This window comes from Aeromonas sobria, assembly GCF_000820145.1.
In the GTDB taxonomy this organism is placed as follows: Bacteria; Pseudomonadota; Gammaproteobacteria; order Enterobacterales; family Aeromonadaceae; genus Aeromonas; species Aeromonas sobria.
The window spans coordinates 30,415-51,462 of record NZ_CDBW01000025.1; the positions used below are offsets into that span (position 1 = coordinate 30,415).

Annotated in this window: 17 protein-coding genes; 9 read left to right on the forward strand and 8 right to left on the reverse strand. The window is 59.0% G+C overall.

The genetic code is table 11. From position 1 onward, the window contains the following. Positions 1 to 184 precede the first annotated feature (184 nt). Entirely contained in the window at positions 185 to 751 is a 567-nt protein-coding gene (locus BN1135_RS12215) for a TetR/AcrR family transcriptional regulator (RefSeq protein WP_042021457.1), read from the forward strand. A 62-nt stretch (positions 752 to 813) separates the two neighbouring features. On the opposite strand, the gene BN1135_RS12220 is transcribed toward BN1135_RS12215, so the two are convergent. Continuing rightward, positions 814 to 1,158 (reverse strand): endonuclease domain-containing protein, encoded by a 345-nt coding sequence (locus tag BN1135_RS12220; protein WP_042021458.1) that lies wholly within the window; start codon positions 1,156 to 1,158, stop codon positions 814 to 816. Positions 1,159 to 1,865: 707 nt separating this feature from the next. Continuing rightward, positions 1,866 to 2,837: a LysR family transcriptional regulator gene (locus tag BN1135_RS12225; RefSeq protein ID WP_042021460.1), complete on the reverse strand. Its 972-nt coding sequence runs from the start codon at positions 2,835 to 2,837 to the stop codon at positions 1,866 to 1,868. A gap of 155 nt (positions 2,838 to 2,992) precedes the next feature. Here BN1135_RS12225 and aguA point away from each other — a divergent pair, with 155 nt between their 5' ends. Both aguA and BN1135_RS12235 read left to right on the forward strand, forming a co-directional pair. After that, positions 2,993 to 4,090 (forward strand): agmatine deiminase, encoded by a 1,098-nt coding sequence (aguA, locus tag BN1135_RS12230; RefSeq protein WP_042021462.1) that lies wholly within the window; start codon positions 2,993 to 2,995, stop codon positions 4,088 to 4,090. A gap of 268 nt (positions 4,091 to 4,358) precedes the next feature. Then, a complete protein-coding gene (locus tag BN1135_RS12235; RefSeq protein ID WP_042021464.1) occupies positions 4,359 to 6,062 on the forward strand; it encodes an amidase in 1,704 nt (567 codons plus the stop codon). A gap of 89 nt (positions 6,063 to 6,151) precedes the next feature. Here BN1135_RS12235 and BN1135_RS21610 read toward each other — a convergent pair whose 3' ends face one another. Together BN1135_RS21610 and BN1135_RS21615 are read right to left on the reverse strand one after the other, a co-directional pair. Beyond that, on the reverse strand, positions 6,152 to 6,574 hold the full coding sequence (locus BN1135_RS21610; protein ID WP_082186783.1) for a hypothetical protein: 423 nt from the start codon (positions 6,572 to 6,574) through the stop codon (positions 6,152 to 6,154). Further along, entirely contained in the window at positions 6,558 to 7,421 is an 864-nt protein-coding gene (locus tag BN1135_RS21615) for a hypothetical protein (protein ID WP_082186784.1), read from the reverse strand. The genes BN1135_RS21610 and BN1135_RS21615 overlap by 17 nt, the downstream gene beginning before the upstream one ends. 518 nt (positions 7,422 to 7,939) lie before the next feature. On the opposite strand from BN1135_RS21615, the gene BN1135_RS12240 reads away from it, so the two are divergent. After that, a complete protein-coding gene (locus tag BN1135_RS12240; RefSeq protein WP_082186785.1) occupies positions 7,940 to 8,704 on the forward strand; it encodes a subclass B2 metallo-beta-lactamase CphA-14 in 765 nt (254 codons plus the stop codon). Positions 8,705 to 8,919: 215 nt separating this feature from the next. Then, positions 8,920 to 10,191, forward strand: coding sequence for a membrane protein (locus BN1135_RS12245; protein WP_042021468.1), 1,272 nt, complete (start codon positions 8,920 to 8,922; stop codon positions 10,189 to 10,191). 86 nt (positions 10,192 to 10,277) lie between these two features. Here the strand turns inward: BN1135_RS12245 and BN1135_RS12250 are convergent, their stop codons facing one another. The 3 genes from BN1135_RS12250 to BN1135_RS12260 form a co-directional block, all read right to left on the reverse strand. Beyond that, positions 10,278 to 11,528, reverse strand: coding sequence for a DEAD/DEAH box helicase (locus tag BN1135_RS12250; RefSeq protein ID WP_042021470.1), 1,251 nt, complete (start codon positions 11,526 to 11,528; stop codon positions 10,278 to 10,280). Positions 11,529 to 11,626: 98 nt separating this feature from the next. Next, positions 11,627 to 13,132: a GGDEF domain-containing protein gene (locus tag BN1135_RS12255; protein ID WP_042021472.1), complete on the reverse strand. Its 1,506-nt coding sequence runs from the start codon at positions 13,130 to 13,132 to the stop codon at positions 11,627 to 11,629. Positions 13,133 to 13,257: 125 nt separating this feature from the next. Further along, on the reverse strand, positions 13,258 to 13,722 hold the full coding sequence (locus BN1135_RS12260; protein WP_042021474.1) for a hypothetical protein: 465 nt from the start codon (positions 13,720 to 13,722) through the stop codon (positions 13,258 to 13,260). 198 nt (positions 13,723 to 13,920) lie between these two features. Here BN1135_RS12260 and BN1135_RS12265 point away from each other — a divergent pair, with 198 nt between their 5' ends. Beyond that, positions 13,921 to 14,829 (forward strand): SAM hydrolase/SAM-dependent halogenase family protein, encoded by a 909-nt coding sequence (locus tag BN1135_RS12265; RefSeq protein ID WP_042021476.1) that lies wholly within the window; start codon positions 13,921 to 13,923, stop codon positions 14,827 to 14,829. Between the two features lie 190 nt (positions 14,830 to 15,019). Next, complete coding sequence (locus BN1135_RS12270) at positions 15,020 to 18,058, forward strand: cytochrome c peroxidase (protein WP_042021479.1); 3,039 nt, start codon at positions 15,020 to 15,022, stop codon at positions 18,056 to 18,058. Between the two features lie 180 nt (positions 18,059 to 18,238). Here the strand turns inward: BN1135_RS12270 and BN1135_RS12275 are convergent, their stop codons facing one another. Next, complete coding sequence (locus BN1135_RS12275) at positions 18,239 to 18,799, reverse strand: gamma carbonic anhydrase family protein (protein ID WP_042021481.1); 561 nt, start codon at positions 18,797 to 18,799, stop codon at positions 18,239 to 18,241. A 203-nt stretch (positions 18,800 to 19,002) separates the two neighbouring features. Here BN1135_RS12275 and BN1135_RS12280 point away from each other — a divergent pair, with 203 nt between their 5' ends. After that, positions 19,003 to 19,644, forward strand: a complete 642-nt coding sequence (locus BN1135_RS12280) for a ribonuclease T2 family protein (RefSeq protein WP_042021483.1) — start codon at positions 19,003 to 19,005, stop codon at positions 19,642 to 19,644. A 131-nt stretch (positions 19,645 to 19,775) separates the two neighbouring features. Continuing rightward, positions 19,776 to 20,822 carry an NAD(P)H-dependent flavin oxidoreductase gene (locus tag BN1135_RS12285; protein ID WP_042021485.1) on the forward strand — a complete coding sequence of 349 codons (1,047 nt, stop codon included), beginning with the start codon at positions 19,776 to 19,778 and terminating at the stop codon, positions 20,820 to 20,822. The last annotated feature ends 226 nt before the right edge of the window (positions 20,823 to 21,048 follow it).

Below are 21,048 nucleotides of genomic sequence, written 5' to 3' on the forward strand. Positions count from 1 at the left end.
AAGGGTTATTCTTGAACGTGCATTCAAGACGTTTTTTGCGTCGGGTGCAAGCTTTTTTTGAATGCGCGTTCAAGAAGGTTGGCCCGAGCGGGCGGCTGGGGTAAACTTGCCGCCCTTTCCAGCCACTCTTTATCGGCGGGCCTTGTTGCCCCTTGCCGGTGAACCATTTCCCACGGGAGGAACCATGCGCATAGCCGAGTTTGATCGGGACGAGGTGCTGCGAAATGCCATGGAAGCGTTTCGCGCCAAGGGATACGCCAAGACCACCATGCAGGAGCTGGTGGCCGCCACCGGCCTGCATCCGGGCAGCATTTACGGCGCCTTCGGCAACAAGCGCGGCCTGCTGTTGGCGGCGGTGGATCACTATGTCGAGGGCAAACGTACCCTGCGCCGCTCCTTGCTCGACAATCCGAGCCCGCTGGCGGGCCTCGCTACCTATCTCGACCGGATTGTAGGGGAGGCGCTCTGCGGCTCCTGTCTGGTGACCCGCACCATGATGGAGCTGAGCGAGCAGGATGAGGAGCTGACCCAGCGGGTCAAGGGGATCTACGGCGAGCTGGAGCAGGATCTGGCCGAGTTGCTGACGCAGGCGCAGGCAAAGGGCGAGCTGGCCCCGGATAGCAATATCCGCACCCTCACCGCCCTGCTGCTGATCAACCTGCAAGGTCTGGTCACCTTCGCACAGTGCCGCCCCGACCGCCCCCTGCTCGATGACGTAGTCGCCCAGCTGATGCGGGCCCTGCGGGCGTAAGTAGGCACTGGATTGTGTTTCCCCTTCTCCCGTTTTCACTTTGTGCATTGAGGGGAGAAGGGTCAATCAGCCTGACGCAATGAGAGCTGGATAAAATCCAGCACTGCATTGAGCCTGCCCAGCACATCGTTATTCCACACCCTGATCACCTGAAATCCCTGTTGATTGAGATAGGCTGTCCGAGCCTCGTCATGTGTTTGGTTAACATGCTCGCCATGTTGCGAGCCATCCACTTCGATGACCAATCCCTGTTCAAGGCAGATGAAATCCACCACATAGGGACCGATTGGCATTTGGCGGCGAAATTTCACTCCCGCCAGACGGCGATTGCGCAACTGTTGCCACAGTTTTTGCTCTGCCAGCGTGGCATCACGTCTCAGTCGCTTGGCAAAGCGGTTGCTTTCCATAAAGGGCTCCAGTTCTGTTTGGCCCTATAGATATAGCCAGCTTCCCTGGTGTTTACCGGTTGAATATTGCGTCCCCTCACCCTAGCCCTCTCCCAAAGGGAGAGGGGACTGATCGAGGTGCTGTCGGGATTTGGTTGATCACCACCGTATTCATTGCCGGATTCGAGCGGAGTCAGCCGGATTGGGTGATAAGCAGATGACGATAAGTTTTTGAATTTATCGGGAATAGCCAGGCTGATTGGCTGTCCGCGATGTTGCAAGTTGTAGCGTAACGGCTCCCTTCTCCCCTTGCGGGAGAAGGGCTGGGGATGAGGGGGAGGGAGCCGCCCTCACCCTAGCCCTCTCCCTGAGGGAGAGGGAACTGATCGAGGTGCTGTTGATATTTGGTTGACCACAATGGGCCATAGCTGGATTTTGGTAATGACGAGCTGACGAGCTGACGAGCTGACGAGCTGACGAGCTGACGAGCTGATGGGCATTGTCCTGCTAATTGGTTACCCGTGATGTTGCCGATTGTACTGGATCAGCTCCCTTCTCCCCTTGCGGGAGAAGGGTTGGGGATGAGGGGGAGGGAGCGGCCCTCACCCTAACCCTCTCCCAAAGGGAGAGGGAATTGATCGAGGTTCTGTTTGGGCCACATGCTCCGTCAGCAAGTGTTTTTTAGTGGGTCGGTTGGTGATCCCAGCCAATTTCGGAGGGAAGAGTGTTTACCTCGGCCCCACCAGCTCCTGCATCAAATCTTTCAGCCATACCAGTGCGGGTTGCTGGGCATGCACGGGATGCCAGACGCAGTTGAGGTGATAAACCGGCACGTCTTCGGGCAGCGGCAGGCTTTTCAGCGGCCAGTGGGTGGCGAGCAGGTCGGCCACCATGCTGGGCAGCACCAAGAGGTGATCGCTTTGGCTGACGATTGCGGCGGCGGACATATAGCTCTGGCTGTTGACCGAGATGGTGCGGCTAAAGCCCTGACTCTTCAGATAGCGGTCGAGGCTCGCCTCCGAGGTGCCAAGGGGTGAGTGGAACACATGGGGCATGGCGATCAGCTGCTGCAAGGTGATGCGTTCCTGCCATTGGGAGGGATCATCCTCGGCACCGGCACCGGCACCGGCGGGGGCGGGGGCGGATTTGGCAATGGGCAGATCGGCGCGCACCAGCCCGGCCAGCGGCTCGGTGAGCCAGGTCTCCTTGCCGAGATACCCCGGCACCTGCATGTATTCGTCAAACCCCAGCACCAGATCGATCTCTCCGCTCGCCAGATCCGCTTCGGGCAGGGTGTCGCGCAGGATGCGGATCTCGATGGTGACCCCCGGCGCCAGCCGTCTGAGGCGCTGGATCAGCGGCGGGATCAGCACGCACTCTACGTAATCTGTGGTGCAGAGCACGAAGCGCCGCTTCGACTGGCTCGGCTCGAACTCTTCTTCCTCGGTGAGCTGCTGCTCCAGCAGCCGCAACGCCTGTTGCACCCCGAGATGCAGCCGCTGGGCGCGCGGGGTCGGCAGCATCCCCTGCGGGGTGCGCACCAGCAGTGGGTCGCCGAGGAAGGTGCGCAGCCGGTTGAGCGAATGGCTCATGGCGGGCTGGCTGATAAAGAGCGCTTCGGCGGCGCGAGTGACGCTCCCTTGCGTCATCAGGGCGTCAAACGCGAGCAGCAGATTGAGGTCGAGCTGGTGCAGTTTCATGGGGGGATTATTCGCCGTGTTTATGGGACAATCCATCCTATTCATTTGATGGATGGGGGCGCAACGTCTTACTCTGCGACCCACTGTTATTTTTCCGGGTTCCCGTGCCGCATCGGGCGTAAATCGGGGCCTCAATCCATGCAAGGAGCCTTGCGATGAGCATCAAGACCATTCATTCCACGCCGGCCGCCGACGGCTTCACCATGCCCGCCGAGTGGGCGCACCAGCAGGCCGTCTGGATGATCTGGCCGTTTCGTCCTGACAACTGGCGTGAAGCCGGTCGCTTCGCCCAGCCCACCTTTGCCAAGGTAGCCGATGCCATCGGCGGCGCTACCCCGGTCTTTATGGGGGTGCCAGCCCAGTTTATGGAGCAGGCCCGCGCCATCATGCCCGCTCACGTGACCCTGGTCGAAATGGCCAGCGATGACTGCTGGGCTCGCGATACCGGCCCGACTATCGTCACCAACGCTGCCGGCGAGTGCCGTGGAGTAGATTGGGGCTTCAACGCCTGGGGCGGTCACAAGGGCGGTCTCTACTACCCGTGGAATCAGGATGAGGAAGTGGCGGCCCAGATGCTGGCCCAGCACGGCATGGCTCGCTACGATGCGCCGCTCATTCTGGAAGGGGGCTCCATCCACGTCGATGGCGAAGGCACCTGCCTGACCAGCGCCGAGTGCCTGCTCAACGAGAACCGCAACCCGCACCTGAGCAAAGCGCAGATCGAAGCGCACCTGCGCGACTATCTGGGCGTCACCAGCTTTATCTGGCTGGACGAAGGCGTCTACATGGATGAAACCGACGGCCACATCGACAACATGTGCTGCTTCGTGCGTCCGGGTGAAGTGGCCCTGCACTGGACTGACGACCAGAACGATCCCCAGTACGCCCGCTCCGTGGCCGCCCTCAAGGTGCTGGAAGCCGCGGTCGATGCCAAGGGTCGCAAGCTGAAAGTGTGGAAGCTGCCCCAGCCGGGCCCGCTGTTCTGCACCGAAGAGGAGTCTGCCGGTGTCGAGAGCGGCAGCGGTGTGCCGCGCGAGGCAGAAGGTCGTCTGGCCGGTTCCTATGTGAACTTCCTCATCACCAACGATCGCATCGTCTACCCGTTGCTGGATGCCGCCACCGATGGCGAAGCCCAGCGCATTCTGGAAGAGATCTTCCCGGAGCACACCGTGATCGGCGTACCGGCCCGCGAGATCCTGCTGGGCGGTGGCAATATTCATTGCATTACCCAGCAGATCCCTTCCGGTCAGTAAGAACCGGATGACGATCCTGCTGCGAGGCCGTGATCAAGGCTCATGTGCTGCTCGGAAGCCTCACGTATGTTTATACGCTCCGGTTCCTGCGCTGCTCTTCACCTTGCTGACGGCCTCTCGCGACGGGTCGTAAACCGGTTCCAAGCCAGCTGAGGTTGGTATTCAAAACCCCACGCCGTGGGGTTTTATCCCTTGATAGTGTGATGGTCGCAGGCGCTGATGCGGCGATCATCATGACAAACAGTCACCCTTTTACAGGAGATCCTAAATGATCGAAGTGACCGAGGTTTCCATTGCCGAGCTGCGTGCCGCGCTCGAATCAGGCCGCACCACAGCGGTCGAACTGGTCAAGGCCTATCTGGCCCGTATCGAGGCCTACAACGGCCCCGAGACTGCCACCAAACTCAACGCCGTGGTGGTCGCCAATCCCGATGCGCTGAAAGAGGCCGAGGCTTCCGATGCCCGCCGTGCCCGTGGCGAGACCCTGGGGCCGCTCGACGGCATCCCTTACACCGCCAAAGACAGCTATCTGGTCAAGGGGCTGACTGCCGCCTCCGGCAGCCCGGCCTTCAAGGATCTGGTGGCCCAGCGCGATGCCTTTACCGTGGAGCGCCTGCGCGCCGCCGGTGCCATCTGCCTTGGCAAAACCAATATGCCGCCGATGGCCAATGGCGGTATGCAGCGCGGCGTCTATGGCCGTGCCGAGAGCCCCTACAACGCCGACTACCTGACTGCGCCGTTTGCTTCCGGCTCCTCCAACGGCGCCGGTACTGCCACCGCCGCCAGCTTCTCCGCCTTCGGCCTTGCCGAAGAGACCTGGTCGAGCGGCCGTGGCCCTGCCTCCAACAACGGCCTGTGCGCCTACATCCCGTCCCGTGGCGTCATCTCGGTGCGCGGCAACTGGCCGCTGACTCCGACCATGGATGTGGTGGTGCCCTATGCCCGCACTATGGCCGATCTGCTGGAAGTGCTCGACGTAGTGGTGGCTGACGATGCCGATACCCGTGGCGATCTGTGGCGCATGCAGCCCTGGGTGCAGCTGCCCAAGGCCTCCGAAGTGCGTCCGGCCTCCTATCTGGAACTGGCAGCCAAGGCCGATGCCCTCAAGGGCAAGCGCCTCGGCGTGCCGCGCATGTTTATCAACAAGGATGAACTGGCCGGCACCAGCGAAAACCCCGGTATCGGCGGCCCAACCGGTCAGCGCATCCATACCCGCGAGACCGTGATCGCCCTCTGGGAAGACGCACGCAAGGCGCTGGAAGCCGCTGGCGCGGAAGTCATCGAAGTGGACTTCCCGCTGGTCTCCAACTGTGAAGGGGACCGACCCGGCGCGCCGACCGTGTTCAACCGCGGCATCGTGAGTCCGGAGTTTCTCAACGACGAGCTGTGGGAGCTCTCTGGCTGGGCGTTCGACGACTTCCTGCGCGCCAACGGTGATCCCAAGTTGAACAAGCTTGAGGATGTCGATGGGCCGAAGATCTTCCCCCACGATCCGGGCACCCTGCCGAACCGCGAGGGCGATCTGGCGGCGGGCATGGATGAGTACGTCAATATGGCCAAGCGCGGCCTCAAGCGTTTTGACGAGATTGCATCGGTGCCGGATGGCCTGCGCGCTCTGGAAAAGACCCGCAAGCTGGACCTGGAGGACTGGATGGACGGGCTCAAGCTCGACGCCGTGCTGTTCCCCACCGTCGCCGACGTCGCCCCGGCTGATGCGGACGTGAATCCGGCCTCTGCCGATATCGCCTGGAGCAACGGCATCTGGGTGGCCAACGGTAACCTCGCCATTCGCCATCTCGGCGTGCCGACCGTCACCGTCCCCATGGGGGTGATGGCCGATATCGGTATGCCGGTGGGCCTGACCTTCGCCGGTCGCGCCTATGACGACAACAACCTGCTGCGTTTCGCCTCGGCCTTCGAGTCTACCGGCAGCAAGCGGATGGTACCGCCACGGACGCCGCCGTTGGGGTGAATGCTATTTTGAGTTAAATCTCTTGGGATTTACCGGAAATAAGAAAGCAAACCCATCCGTTATGCGGGTGGGTTTGTTTTTGAAAAAAATCACTTTGAATTTATCTGCAATAGTTTTGTTGTAAAACCATCTTTGAAATGAAAATAACTTGCAAGTACAAAAATAAATAACTGAAATACACCCAATTCGAACGTAGGTTTAGATAGCATGCCAAAATAAGATGCAGCAGACACTAATACAAGAAGGAATCTCTTTGCCGTATACCAACCAAAATACTCCTCGCTGGTATTACATTTTGTCCGAGCTATAGCTTTAGATACTTTAGATGTAATTTGCCCAAAAATGAGACATGATGCTAAAGACCAGTCGGGAGATATTATTATTTCTTGCCAGGAGGATAGATGCAGTTTTACTGAGATAAGCAGCATAAAAGGAATTAAAATATAGAGATACTCTGTTTTTAATTCAGCGTATGTGGCTTTTCGCTCTTTAATATCAAGCGTCAATTTCATATTGATGCCCACTAAATCTTTCTATATTCTCTATAGTAATTATCTTTGCATTCCTTATTTCTGGATGCCCATGTCCTTTGGTTGGGGTGTAAACATCATATTTAATTCTAGCTTTAATAATGTCTTTGGGGCCAATGGCAGGGATTAGTCCTGCTTGATATCGTTCTAACCATTCTTTTTGCAATATTCTAGCAGGGAAAGAACGATTTAATAATGTACTACGGAATGACCAAACTGAGTTGCCTTCATTGACAGAAATTTTGACATACAATCTATCATCGGTTTCATGAGACTGGGTATCACCTTGGAACATTTCTCTAGGATTACCTAAAAATCGCCACCTTGTATTAATTTGGCACTCGGAACGATTACTTTTTCCATTTTTAAATGTTACAGACTCACCGTTTCTTATTTTCTGATTGGCATTTGAGAATTTGCTTAAAACAAAAGATAGGTTTTGTCTATCTATATAGTGGTCTATCATTTGTGGCGGAATGTTTCGTGCTAGAGATGACTCTAATTTGGCTGCTAATTGTTCAACTTGCTCTTCAGTCTCAGTTGACTCTTCATCGATAAGTTCTTTAAACAACTCATTTCCTGAGGTATAAAAAGCAGCCTCAAGGAGGCTATCTATTTTATCTGATATTACAGATAGCTTGCTTAGAATTGAACCTTTCTCTATGTCATTTAATTGAAAGCTGAAGTCTGTATCTAGTCCAATAGAACTACTAAGTAACTGACCAAGGTCCTGATAGGCATTGATATATGATGCCATTGCTTCGAATACTTCGGCAGGATTGCTCCTGTCTTTTAAATAGTCCAACTTTATAGATAGTTCTGTTTTCACAGTGCTTTCCCGAAAAATAGCTTCAACATGTTTTTTGTCATCAAATGAGCATCATAGCTATAAATATTTTTTAGGGAAGTTACTTCCAGATTAAATTCGACATAGATCAATAAATTATCTCGAGTGTTGAGCTTTCGTATTGCCATTTACCATCCCCTCATCCCCAGCCCTTCTCCCGCAAGGGGAGAAGGGGGCAAATATGCTCCGCTGATTGTGTGTTGGCTCTGTGGTGCGGGTGAATATGAGTGGCTTGGAATTGGCACGAGCCATCCCCTCTCCCTCGGGAGAGGGTTAGGGTGAGGGGTTGCTATCTGTGTTGCAGGTTCGAATAGCGCAGCGTATTCGGGCGATCGCGAACAGGAGGCCGCTGCTGATTGCTCCGGACTTTCCCCTGACTTCACCCAGACTTCACACAACCTCATTTTCCCCTCACAAATCCCCCGTATCTTCTGCTCACTGCTTAAAAGGCCCGGCTTGCCACAGGGGTGGCGAGGGGGCGGTTGGTTCGAGGGAGCAAGATGATGAAAGGTTGGATAAAGTGCACATTGGCCGGGGCCGTGGTGCTGATGGCGAGTTTCTGGGGTGGCAGCGTGCGGGCGGCGGGGATGTCGCTGATGCAGGTGAGCGGCCCTGTCTATGTTGTTGAAGATAACTACTACGTCAAAGAGAACTCCATGGTCTATTTCGGGGCCAAGGGGGTGACGGTGGTGGGGGCGACCTGGACGCCGGATACCGCCCGCGAGCTGCACAAGCTGATCAAACGGGTCAGCAGCAAACCGGTGCTGGAGGTGATCAACACCAACTACCACACCGACCGAGCGGGCGGTAACGCCTACTGGAAGTCCATCGGGGCCAAGGTGGTATCGACTCGCCAGACCCGGGATCTGATGAAGAGCGACTGGGCCGAGATTGTCGCCTTTACCCGCAAGGGGCTGCCGGAGTATCCGGATCTACCGCTGGTGCTGCCCAACGTGGTGCACGATGGCGACTTCAAGCTGCAAGAGGGCAAGGTGCGCGCCTTCTACGCAGGCCCGGCCCACACGCCGGACGGCATCTTTGTCTACTTCCCCGACCAGCAGGTGCTCTATGGCAACTGCATCCTCAAGGAGAAGCTGGGCAACCTGAGCTTTGCCAATGTGAAGGAGTATCCGCAGACCATCGAGCGGCTCAAGGCGATGAAGCTGCCGATCAAGACGGTAATCGGCGGTCACGACTCACCGCTGCACGGGCCTGAGCTGATTGATCACTATGAAGAGCTGATCAAGGCGGCGCCGCAGTCATAAGGGTTGCGCGACAGACTGGCAGCAAGCCGTGCCATCGCTGCAATCAGCAGCCATAACGGCACACCACAAAACGCCCGCTTTCAGGAAATAAGCGGGCCTTTTGCGTTTGCGGTTTTTTTGGTGGCTGTGAGTGCGTGGCATTAACGCTGTTCAAGGGAGGGAGGCTTTCATAAGATGGCCCTCTCTCTTTTCCCTGAAAGTTATCCATTTTCGTTATGCAATACGCCTCTCTCGCGCGCCTCAAGCAGGCCTTTATCACTGGGATGTGGGCCTCGCTGGTCAGCATCGTTATTGGCTTCGCCTTCAAGGTGTGGCTGGCGCAGTGGGTCGCCAAGGGGGAGCTGGCGCTGTTCAACAGCGTGGTGGATTTGATCTCCCTCTCCTTTATCCTGATGACAGGTTTTCGCTCCTCCATGGTAGTGAGTTACTCCCAGACCAAAAACGATCGGGACATCATCAATATCTTCCGCTACTTCCTGATTGGCATCGTGCTGCTCACCTGGGGGGCGGTGATCCCTTATATCAAGCACGGGCTCCATATCCGGGTGGAGTATCTGCAACTGGTGGGGGTCATCTTCGGGCTGGGGCTCAAGGTCTACTTCACCAATCTGGTGGCCATGTACCGGATGTATCAGCTCTCCAATCGGGTCACCTGGCTGGAGCCGCTGGCCAACGGTCTGCTGTTTATGGCCTGTTACTTCGGGCTGGGGATGGATGCGCTCGCTTCGCTCTTCTACGGGCTGACCTTCTCGTCGCTCGCCATCGCCGGTTATATGTATGTTTCGCGTCGCCGGGCCATCGCCACCAAGCCGCTCGCTAAAGTTGAGCTAGGCCCCGAGATGGTGAGTTATGTGAAGAAGAGCTTTACTGCCTCGCTGGAGGCGGGGGCCAGCATCCTGATGATTTACATCACTGTGCTGCTCACCATCCGCCACTTCAGCATCGACGAGCTGGGGGATTTTCAGGTGGTGGTGCGCCCTATCTTCACCTATATGACCACTCTGTTTGTCTTCCCCATCTACCGCTTTGTGCTGCCTGAGCTGGCGGTCAATCTGCGCAATGGCGATCACCGCCAGATCAGGATGATACGGCGCTGGATCTTCCGCCTCTCCGCCATCGTCAGTCTGGCGTTCTTTGGCTTGATGCTGCTGGCGGGCAAGCCGCTGGTGTTGCTGTTCTTCCCCGCCGACTACGTGGGGGCGGTGCCTGTGCTGTTCCACTTTTCCATCTTCTTTATCTTTATGATGCTTAACGGCTATCAGCTCGCCTATATCAAGGCCCACGGTCACTTTACCCAGAGTTTGCTGATCCGGCTGGCGGGCATAGTGGCGCTGGTTGCTGCCTACTATCTGGTGGCGGAATTCACTGTCAACGTGGTGGCGATTATCGTGGCTCTGGGGCTCGGTTATCTGGTGATGTTTATCCTCTCGACCCTGGCGGAGCGGCAGATTTTGCGATCCCTGCCACTGGTGCTGGCGAGCCGCTAGGGTGCTACTCGCCAAGGGGCACTTGCCCGAGTCGGATAGCAAAAAACGCCCATGCGGGCGTTTTTTGTTGGCGGCGCAGGAGCGGCTTAACGCTTGCCCTTGCCACCCTTGTTGCCAGAGAGCGCCTGCTTTCTGGCGCGCTGCTTTTGGGCCGCCTTGCTGTTGCGGCGTGGCTCGGGCTCGAAGCGGGTGAGATCCGGCTCAAAGCCCGGGAACCACTGCTGGGGTAGGCGGGTGTCGAGTACCGCTTCTACCTTCTCCAACAGCGGCGCATCTTCCGGGCTGAACAAGGTGATGGCTAGCCCCTTGTTGCCCGCGCGGCCGGTGCGACCGATACGGTGGACGTAATCCTCCGCCACAAACGGGAATTCGAGGTTAATCACATAGTTGAGATCCGTGATGTCGAGGCCGCGGGCTGCCACATCGGTGGCGACCAGTGCTTGCAGGGTGCCAGCGCGAAACTCCAGCAGCACTTTTTCACGCGCGCTTTGCGACAGATCGCCGTGGAAGGCCAGCGCATTGATGTCAGCCTTGCCAAGCTGCTGGGCCAGCTTGTCCGCCCCTTGGCGGGTACGGCTGAAGATGAGGGCCGGTGCCCACCCCTTCACTTTGAGCATATGTTCGACCAGCGCCAGCTTGCGCTCGCCATCCACTGTGTAGACCCGCTGTTCCACCTCGGCCGCCGTGGTGTTGCGCGGTGCCACTTCAATTAATTCGGGGTCGCGCAGCAGCACTTTGCTCAAGGCAAACAGGTTGTCGTCGCAGGTGGCGGAGAAGAGCAGGGTCTGGCGATCCGCCGGGATCTGTTTCAGCAGTGCCTTGATCTCGTCCATAAAGCCCATGTCGAGCATGCGGTCCGCCTCGTCAAATACCAGATGGCGGAGGCTATCAAGGCTCAATGCTCCCTGACGCAGATGATCGAGCAGGCGACCCGGGGTGGCGATCAGCAGATCCACCCCGCTTTTCAGCGCTTTGACCTGCGCCGCGATACTCACCCCGCCGTACACCAGGGTGCTGGTGAGACCGGTGCCTTGACCGTAGCGCGCCACGCTCTCGGCGACCTGCACCGCCAGCTCGCGGGTCGGCACCAGCACCAGCGCACGGATCGGGTGGGCGGTGTCGCTCGCTGGATGTTGCAGCAGCTGCTCCAGCAGCGGCAGCACAAAGGCGGCGGTCTTGCCGGTGCCGGTCTGGGCGCCAGCCATCAGATCCCGCCCTGCCAAAATGGTGGGGATGGCGCGGGCCTGAATGGGGGTGGGGGCGGCATAGCCCAGCTCGCTCAGGGTCTGCTGCAGACGGGGGGAGAGGGCCAGTTCGGCGAATGAGGCAATAGACATAGAGGGCACCAGTATGGGGTTATCGCGGCCAGCGGCCACAACGACACAATCATCGTGGCCGCGATGGTAACAGAAGCAGGGGGATCGGCAGAAGGCGGCTATGCCCCTGTTGCGTCCGGCAACGGGCGGATCAGCCGGATCGCTTTGCCCGTGTAGCAGGCGATGTTGTGCTTGCCGTGCTGTTTGACGTGGTAGAGCAGCTCGTCGGCCAGATGTACCGCCTCGGTGACGGTGAGGTAGTCGCGAATGCGGATCACCCCGGCGGAGAAGGTGATGGGGGTGGGCAGCTCGGGGATCCGCAAGGGCCGCTCCAGCAGGCGGCCAGCGGAGTGGATCATCATCTCGTCATCCTCCATCCCCTTGAACAGCAAGACAAACTCCTCGCCGCCCCAGCGGATGGCGGTATCGACCTTGCGGATGCTGCCTTTGATATGGCGGGAGAACGCCATCAGCGCCAGATCGCCGACGGCGTGACCATAGCGGTCGTTGATCGACTTGAAGTTGTCGATATCGAGGATCATCAGGTAGTCGTGCTCATGGAGCAGACTCTGGCTGAGAATGTCCCGGCGCGGCAGCCGGGTCAGGTGGTCGGTGTGGGCCAGTGTACGCAGCCGTAGGTAGAGTTGCTTCCAGGTAATCATGCCCAACAGCAGCACGATGAGATAGACCTTGAAGGCGGCACCTTGCAGCGTCAGCTTGACGAAATCGAGCCAGCTGTAGGACCACTTGAGATAGAGATCTTCCCCCGCCTTGGTGCGCATAAAGGGTTTGCTCAGGCAGACGTGCCAGCGATGGCAGGGTTCGGCAGCTTCAAATGATATGTTGGTGCGGGTCGGGTTGACGGTGTCGAAGGGGCGCAGCACATCGCGAAACGCCTCATCGACGGCGATGTCGATGCTGAGCAGCCCGTATTGGTAGCCACCGTGCCCCGACGGATGAATGAAGGGGAAGCTCATCACTATGGTGCTGCGCATGCTGAAGCTGTCGATCTCGATATCGGAGACAAAGGCCTCATCGGCGCTGCAGAAGGGGCGGCCGGGCGCAAAGCTGGCGCAACCGAAGTAGTGATACCAGGCGGGCAGCGTCATCAGATCCACCTTGATCGGCGCCAGTCTAGCGGGCAACACATCGTTGTCGGCCACCATGCCGATCAGCCGGTAGTCATTCCAGATGGTGTAGATATTGATCACCTCTGGGTAGGAGAGGGCATAGCGGAAGGTGTTGAGGATATTGGCGGCCGGGTATTGCAGCGGAATATCGGCAAAGCGGTATTTGCTTCTCAGGTCGTAGCCATAGAGGTAGTTGGTGTTCGGCTTGTTGCGAACGAGGTGGTTGGGGGACTCCAGCGACCGCTGGTAGGCGAGATAGCTGGTGATGTTCTCCACCTCGAGGATCTTGGCCCGCTGATAGAAGACCTCGAACACGTTCTTCTGCTTGGCGGTGATGAGATCCATATCGTGCCGCAGGCTCTGATAGGTGTAATAGAAGACGCAGCCCAATCCGGTCAGGGCGAGCAGGGCTAATCCGAGCACTTTGACGATGAACTGGCGAGCAAGCGCCGGTGGCCAGTGAAGGGTTGGGGATTTACCTGAAAATAAGGTCATAGGTGTCTGGTGCAGTACCGATGGGGACGCGGGCGCCGTGTGAGCCAAGTATACGCGAAAGAAATTCCGACAGGATCCACCGACAACCCTTGCCAGAAGCTGAAGCCTTCACCACTTATTTACCCTTACTCCACGATCAGCACGCTCTCGCTGGCCAGATGGTGCAGCCACTCCCTGACGATCAGCAGCACGGCAGCAAAGTGCTCGTCGCGGGGCAGCAAGCTGGCGGCGAGGGGATCCCCTTCCGCCATGGCGGCCAGCTGGCCAAAGGCCTGCTCCACCAGATCCCGGCTGAGTTCATTGTCCCCCAGCACTTCGGCCAGTGACGGCTGGCTGCGCAGGGTCAGCTGCAAGCCAGGCGGGATCTGCGGGGCGATGCGCATCAGCTCATCTTCCACCACCATGATGGCCCGCTCCAGCTCAAGCGGGGTGGGCGGCGCGTGGCGAAACGGCCCGGGCTGGATGGCGTGGGTGCCAAAGGCCAGCGGGATGGCCAATGGCGCCCCCTCGGGCTGGCTCAGCCAGACCTGGCTGCTCTGTTCACCAATCTCCAGCAGCAGGGTCATCATCTCCGGTACCGGTTGTGTCATAGTGCTGCGCTCCTGTATTGTAAACGTTTTCCCATTCTGCCTTTGATACCTCCCCCGCCGCCGTTTGGCGAGCACAATTTCTGCGAGTCGCCTCTCACTTTGTTGCAAACCCCTTGCAAAAAAATCTACAGCTGGCAGTCTGGATGTCTAAATGGCTATTGCCGTTTCGTTATCCTCAGATGATTCAGGAGTTCAGATATGGATATTCGCACCGCTCCCCGCGCCATCGCGCTCGCCCTCATGCTGGCCAGTGGCATCGCCACCGCCAACGAAGCGCTGGTGATCCAGACCGATTTCGGCCTCAAAGATGGCGCCGTGTCAGCCATGAAAGGGGTCGCTTTCGGGGTTGATCGCACCCTGCCACTCTATGATCTGACCCACGAGATCCCGGCCTACAACATCTGGGAAGCCTCCTACCGCCTCTACCAGACCTTGCAGTATTGGCCCAAGGGCACGGTGTTTGTCAGCGTGGTTGATCCTGGCGTGGGCACCGATCGCCACTCGGTGGTGCTCAAGACCAAGAGCGGCCACTACATCGTTACCCCGGACAACGGCACTTTGACCCTGGTGGCCGAGCACTTCGGCATCGAGGCGGTGCGCCAGATCGATGAGAAGCTCAACCGCCTCAAGGGTTCCGAGAAGTCCTACACCTTCCACGGCCGCGATGTGTATGCCTATACCGGCGCACGACTCGCTTCCGGCGCCATCAACTACGAGCAGGTAGGCCCGAAACTGCCTGCTGAGGTGGTGAAGATCCCCTATCAGCCTGCGGTAGCCGAGAAGGATGGCACCCTCAAGGGCACCATCCCAATCCTCGATGTGCAGTACGGCAACGTCTGGACCAACATCGACGATACCCAGCTGACCAAGGCGGGGATCAACAAGGGGGATACAGCCTGCATCAAGATCAGCGAAGGGTCTGCGGTCAAATATGACGGCAAGGCACCCTACGTCAGCAGCTTCGGCGATGTGCCGGAAGGGCAGCCGCTGGTCTACCTCAACAGCCTGCTGCAGGTGTCGGTGGCGCTGAACATGGACAGCTTCGCCGCCAAGCATCAGGTGCAATCCGGTGCCAACTGGCATATCAGCCTGAAGAAGTGCTCCTGAAGATTGTCGGGCTTTCGACAAGCGGGTTTGAAGCAAGAGAGGGCAGCCAAAGAGGCTGCCCTCTCTCATCGGGTGGTAAGGCGTGCTGATAAGAAGTTGTTGTCAAAAAGCATATTAATTGAATGCAATTGATAATGATTGGTATTTGGTTGGATAGTCGCGCACTTGTCTGACCACCCAACCATACCGAATGAAAACCAGCCTCTTACTGCTCAGCCTGCTGGCTCTGACTGCATGCAATGACAATCACAGCAATACGTCGGTGACCCCCTCACCCGAGGTGACCCCGCCGGTCGTCAAGCCGACCGAACCGCCCATCACTCCGCCAATAGTACCGCCGGAAACTCATACCCGGGTTCCCCTGACCATTGAGGTCAATGTGGCCGATCGGCTGGGGGCGGGGGCACAGCTCGAGGTGAGACAGGTCGCCACCGGGATCCGCGTGCAGCAGGCCATCGAACTGGGCCAGCTTGTCAGCATCACTTTGCCAGCAGGTCTGCAACTGGATCAGCCGCTGGAGCTGCTCGCTAGCGACGAGGGTTATCTGCTGCGCGCGGTATCGGTGCGGGTGGCGGATCTCTCGGCCGGGATCACTCTGGCGCGCCGCAACAGCGTGCCGCGGCTGGGATTGAACGAGGAGGAGACGGCGCTCTTCCTGCTGGCGGATCAGAGCGGAGATGGTTCCCTCAGTCAGGCCGAGTGGGGCAGGGCAGAGGAGATCCGCGTGCAGCAACAGGCGGCCATTGAGGATTATGCAGCCTTCCTGCTGGCCCAGCGTCAGCCGGGCGTCGTGCTCGACTATGCCGACAGTTGGCAGATGCTGTTGGCCCTGCGCGATGACAAGCAGGCGCGCAGCTGGTATCAGCGCAGCAACAGTGCCCAGATCCAGTCCGCCCGCACCCAGCTCTACCCCGCCAATCCAAGCCAGCCGGACGAGCCGGAGACGGCAGATCTGCTGCGCCTCGATGAGCAGGGGCAGCTGGTGGTGCGTGGCCCCTGGCAGTGCCTGCACGATGTGCGCACGGTCAGCGGGGTCAAGGGCAGTCAGTACTGGCTTTATGGCAGTGACACCAGTGCGTTGAAGATTGCCAGCCAGCCACAACTGGCTGCGGGGCTGACCGCTTGCGGCCGCAGCGACTGGCGCCTGCCGACCCTCACCGAATTCGAACGGCTGCTGAGCAGTGACAAGTCGGCATGGCGCTACCCCAATACCTTTGCCGTCACCCTGCCCGCCCAGATCTGGCTGCAGGATGGTACGGGTCAACCCCGTCTCTATCAACTGGCGACCCGAACCTGGCTGGATGAGGGAGAGGGGAGTCTGCTCTGGTATGCGCTGGCACCCTATCCGGTGCGCCCCTCCGTGGTGCGCGATAGCAGCAAGCCGGACATGGCGGCCCTGCGCGCCCAATACAGCGGTTCATCGGCTCAATGGCCTGCCGCCAGGGTGGATGACGGGGTGGAATGGCAGGAGCTGGGGCCGCTGCCGGCGGTTCCCTTCCCGGCCGACAACCCCTATAGCCGAGCCAAGGTGGTGCTGGGTCAGCAGCTCTTTTTCGACAAACAGCTCTCCAAGGGGCGGGATATCAGCTGTGCCAGTTGCCACGATCCGCAAAAGGGGTGGAGCGACGGCCTGAGTGTCTCGGTCGGTCATCTGGGTCAGAAGGGGAATCGCAATGCTCCTTCCATCCTCAACAGCGCCTTCAGCTCGACCCAGTTCTGGGACGGGCGGGTCGCCACGCTGGAGGAGCAGTCGCTTCACCCGATCCAGAACCCCATCGAAATGGCGCTGAGTCATGACGAACTGCTGGCTCGCTTGCAGGCCAGCCCCGACTATCAGGCTGCTTTTGCCACCGTCTTTGGCGATCAGAGGATCACGCTGGAGCGGATTGCCAAGGCGATCGCCACCTTCGAGCGCACCATCATCAGCCGCGACAGCGATTTTGAGCGCTTCGTCAAAGGGGATAGTCAGGCGCTCAGTGACAAGGCGCTGTGGGGGATGCACCTCTACCGCACCGATGGCCGCTGTATGAACTGCCACTCTGGCCCGCTGCTGAGTCAGCACGGGTTCGAGAGTGTGGGGCTCACCTATTACGGTCGTGGCAAGCTGGAAGATCGCGGGCGCTTCCTGCAGACCCGCAACAAGGCGGACATCGGTCGCTTCAAGACCCCCAGCTTGCGGGACGTCGCCTTTACCGGCCCCTATATGCACAACGGCATCTTCCCGATCCTGGCCCAGCGTATCGGCGGCTCGGTGCAGGGGGTGGTGGCCATGTACAACTTTGGCGTGACCAAGTGGAGCAGCGGGGTCGGCTTCCCGACCGGCGCGGATCAATATGATCCCTTCTTCCCCAAAGCCTCCGATCACCTGCATGCTCTTGGCCTCAGCAATGACGAGCTCGATGCCATCGGCGAGTTTTTGCGCAGCACCTCGGCCGAGCCGCGCCGCACCCCGGCCACTGTTGCCGAGCTGGGGGTGAGTGAGGCGGATGACCCGGCTCCGGTGGGAGCGGTGATCACCGGCTTGGCCGTGCTGCCTGCCCAGCCTCAGCTGGAAGTGGGGCGAACGCTTCCTCTGCAACTGCAGTGGCAATTGAGCGATGGTTCTCTCGGCCCGCTCGATGGGCCTGTTGAGTGGCGCAGCGAACAGCCGGAGTTCGCCACCGTGAGTCCGCAGGGCGAGTTACGCGGTGTGGCGGTCGGTACGGCACGACTGGTGGCGACCACGGCTCGTCACACGTTGAACGTGACGGTGCAGGTGGTCGATGCCCAGCCTGATTTTGCCCGGGGCTGTCGTCAACCCGAGCTGGTGGCGGGCAAGCTGGCCTTTGTCTGCCAGCTGACCAGGGACGAGGCGGAGCGTCTGTCCATCTCCTATGACGGTGTGAGCAGTGACAGCGATGGCGACTACAATCCCTTCCCGCTGGAGTATGTGACCATGGGTCAGGCGCGGGCGCGGGATTACTGCCAGCAGCTGGTGGCGCGCGGCCACGATGACTGGCGTCTGCCGACCCGGGCCGAGCTGGAGGTGCTGTTTGCTGCCTACAACAAGGATGGCGCGACGGATCAGTTGCTCCAGCAGCAGGGTTGGCCGCTCTACAACCGCTACTGGAGCAGCGATGCGACTGCCAATGACGATGGTGAGCTGCCGCTGTTCGACCTGAGCACTGGTGATCCTCTGTGGGATCTGGCGGACGAGGCCCATGCCGCCACCTGCGTCAGGGCCATCTAGCCTTTATAGATAGTCTGATGAAAAACGGGCGCCTCGGCGCCCGTTTTGTTCTCTGGGAATACAGAGGGATCAGAACTCGTTGGAGAGCGCCTTGTACCCTTTGACCAGATCGATGTTGGTGTGAGCCACATCTTCGGGGAACTCGGCGGCATCTACCGAAACCCGCTGGAAATAGAGGGATCAGAACTCGTTGGAGAGCGCCTTGTACCCTTTGACCAGATCGATATTGGTGTGGGCTACGTCCTCGGAGAACTCGGCGGCATCCACCGAGACCCGTGGGATATGGGTCAGATCGCTCTGCTGGTTGATACGGGTGGTGGAGGGGACGTAGAACTCCGGCGGCAGATCGCAGCCATCGATCACCGAGTTGTGACGTACCACGGCACCGTCACCGATATGGCAGTTGAACAGCACGCTGTTGAAGCCGATAAAGACGCGGTTTCCCACTTCGCATGGCCCGTGGACGATGGAGCGGTGGGCGATGGAGGTGTACTCGCCGATGGTGACGGCGGCGCCGGATTTGGAGTGGATCACCACGCCATCCTGAATATTGGAGTTGGCGCCGATGACGATGGGTTCCATCTCGCCGTTGGTATCCACTTCGTCGGCGCGGATCACCGCATAGGGGCCGACAAAGACATTCTCTTTGATGATCACCTTGCCGCAGATGATGGCGGTCTTGTCGATATAGGCGGATTCGTCGATGACAGGCAGATGGCCGGAGGGATTCTTGCGGATCATGTTACATCCTGTGGTTGCCAAGAGGGATTATCTGGTGGTGGACGAGGAGCCTACCGGTCGGTCAGCTTACCCCTGCTCGCCCTCAGGTGAAACCCCTGACTGGTCTGACCCTTGTCGCGCGGCGTCTCGGCATGGCTGTTTCCCGCCGCCAGAATATGGGAGCATGGCTTTCATCCCGAGTCGCGTTAGGTGGACATATAAAGATGAAGAAGATGATTGCCCTGTTGGCGGGTGGTTTGTTGCTCTCCTCGGCCGTGCTGGCCAAAGGGGAGGCGGGGGAGTTTGACTATTACGCCATGGCACTCTCCTGGTCGCCCGAGCATTGTGCCGTCAAACCGGCCGATCGGGACCAGTGTTCCCGCAAGCTGGGGTTTGTGCTGCATGGTCTTTGGCCCCAGTACGATCGCGGTTACCCCAGCAACTGCACCCGCGAACGGCTCAATCCCGATATGGAGAACGAGTTTGCCGACCTCTACCCCAGCCGTTTTCTCTATCGCCATGAGTGGGAGAAGCACGGCACCTGCTCCGGCCTGAGCCAGCAGGCCTTCCATCAGCTGGCAAGCGATCTGCGCCAGAAGGTGAAGATCCCGGCGGCTTATCAATCCCCGGAAGAGCCGCTGCGCAAAACCAGCTTCCAGCTCAAGGCCGATCTGGCGAGCGCCAACTCGTGGCTGGCCCCCGACAACATCACGGTGGCTTGCGCCGATGGTGGCCGCTTCCTGCGGGAGATCTATATCTGCGTCAATAAAGAGGGGACAGATGCGGTCACCTGCTCCGCCGAGATGCAAAAGCGCGAGCGCCGCTCCTGTGGTCAGCCGGACTTCCTGCTGCGCAGCGTGCGTTAAGCCTTCACTCTCTTCATCAGGCCCCTTGCGGGCCTGATGTGTAACCATAGCTATCGGAAAGGAGTCTGACAGATGGATGGCAACAACCGGTTTGGCCCGCAAGAACGGGCAATGCTGCTTGGGGTGAACTGATGAGCCTGTTTGCCGAGCTGGGGATGCGTTATCCCATTATTCAGGCACCGATGGCCGGTGTGCAGGGTAGCGAGCTGGCGCTGGCCGTGACCCGAGTGGGCGGCTTGGGCTCCTTGCCTGCCGCCATGCTCACATCAGCGGAGCTGCGCAGCAAACTGGGACGACTTACCCAAAGCGGCCTTGGGCCATTTAACATCAACTTCTTCTGCCATCGACAACGGGAACCTGATCCCGTTGCTCTGGCCAGCTGGCAGCAGCGCCTTGCTCCCTACTATGCCGAGTTCGGCATACTTCCCCCAACCGTTACGACGGCGCCAAGCCGTGCACCTTTCAATGAGGATCATGCCGCCATGGTGGCTGAGTTCAGACCGGCGGTGGTCAGCTTCCACTTCGGCCTGCCCGCTCCCGAGCTGCTTGCTCAAGTGAAGGCTGCGGGGGCCAAGGTCTTGGCCAGCGCCACCACCGTGGCGGAGGCTGTATGGCTCGCTCAACACGGCGCCGATGCCATCATCGCTCAGGGATTGGAGGCGGGCGGTCATCGCGGTCATTTCCTCTCCGATGATCTCGCCTTGCAGCAGAGCACCTTGACCCTGCTGGCACAGATCCTCGCGGTGACCGATCTGCCGGTGATTGCCGCTGGCGGTATCGTCGATGGCAAGGGGATCGCCAACGCGTTGGCAATGGGGGCGAGCGCCGTGCAGATGGGCACCGCCTTTCTCTGCTGCCATGAAGCGACCACCTCGGTGCTGCATCGAGCCGCCCTTCATTCACCCCAAGGCCAGCAGACGGCACTGACCAATCTGTTCAGTGGCCGCCCGGCGCGGGGTATCGTCAACCGTCTTATGAAAGAGCTGGGCCCGCTCTCGGATCTTGCCCCTCACTTCCCCTATGCCAGTGGCGCACTGGCACCGCTGCGCACCGCCGCCGAAAAGGTGGGGGACTGTGGCTTCTCTCCGCTCTGGGCTGGCCAGAATGTATCGGGCTGCTGGGATCTTCCCGCCTGCGAGCTGATGGCGTGCTGGGTCAAAGAGGCTGGATTGGGATAAGCACTGCACTATATGCCTCTTTATATAGAGGCCGCCGTTGGCGCTGCGCATCAGACGCGACTGTGCCTATCCGGGGCAAAACTTCTCTTTTTGCACATATCTGTGGATAAGTCTGTATAAAGGCTGTGTGTTGATATGAATAACTAAAAAAGTGCAGTTTTTTGCAATTTAATTGCGGTAAAGCCTTGCCAATGTGAGCGGGATCTCTATAATGCGCCACATCGAC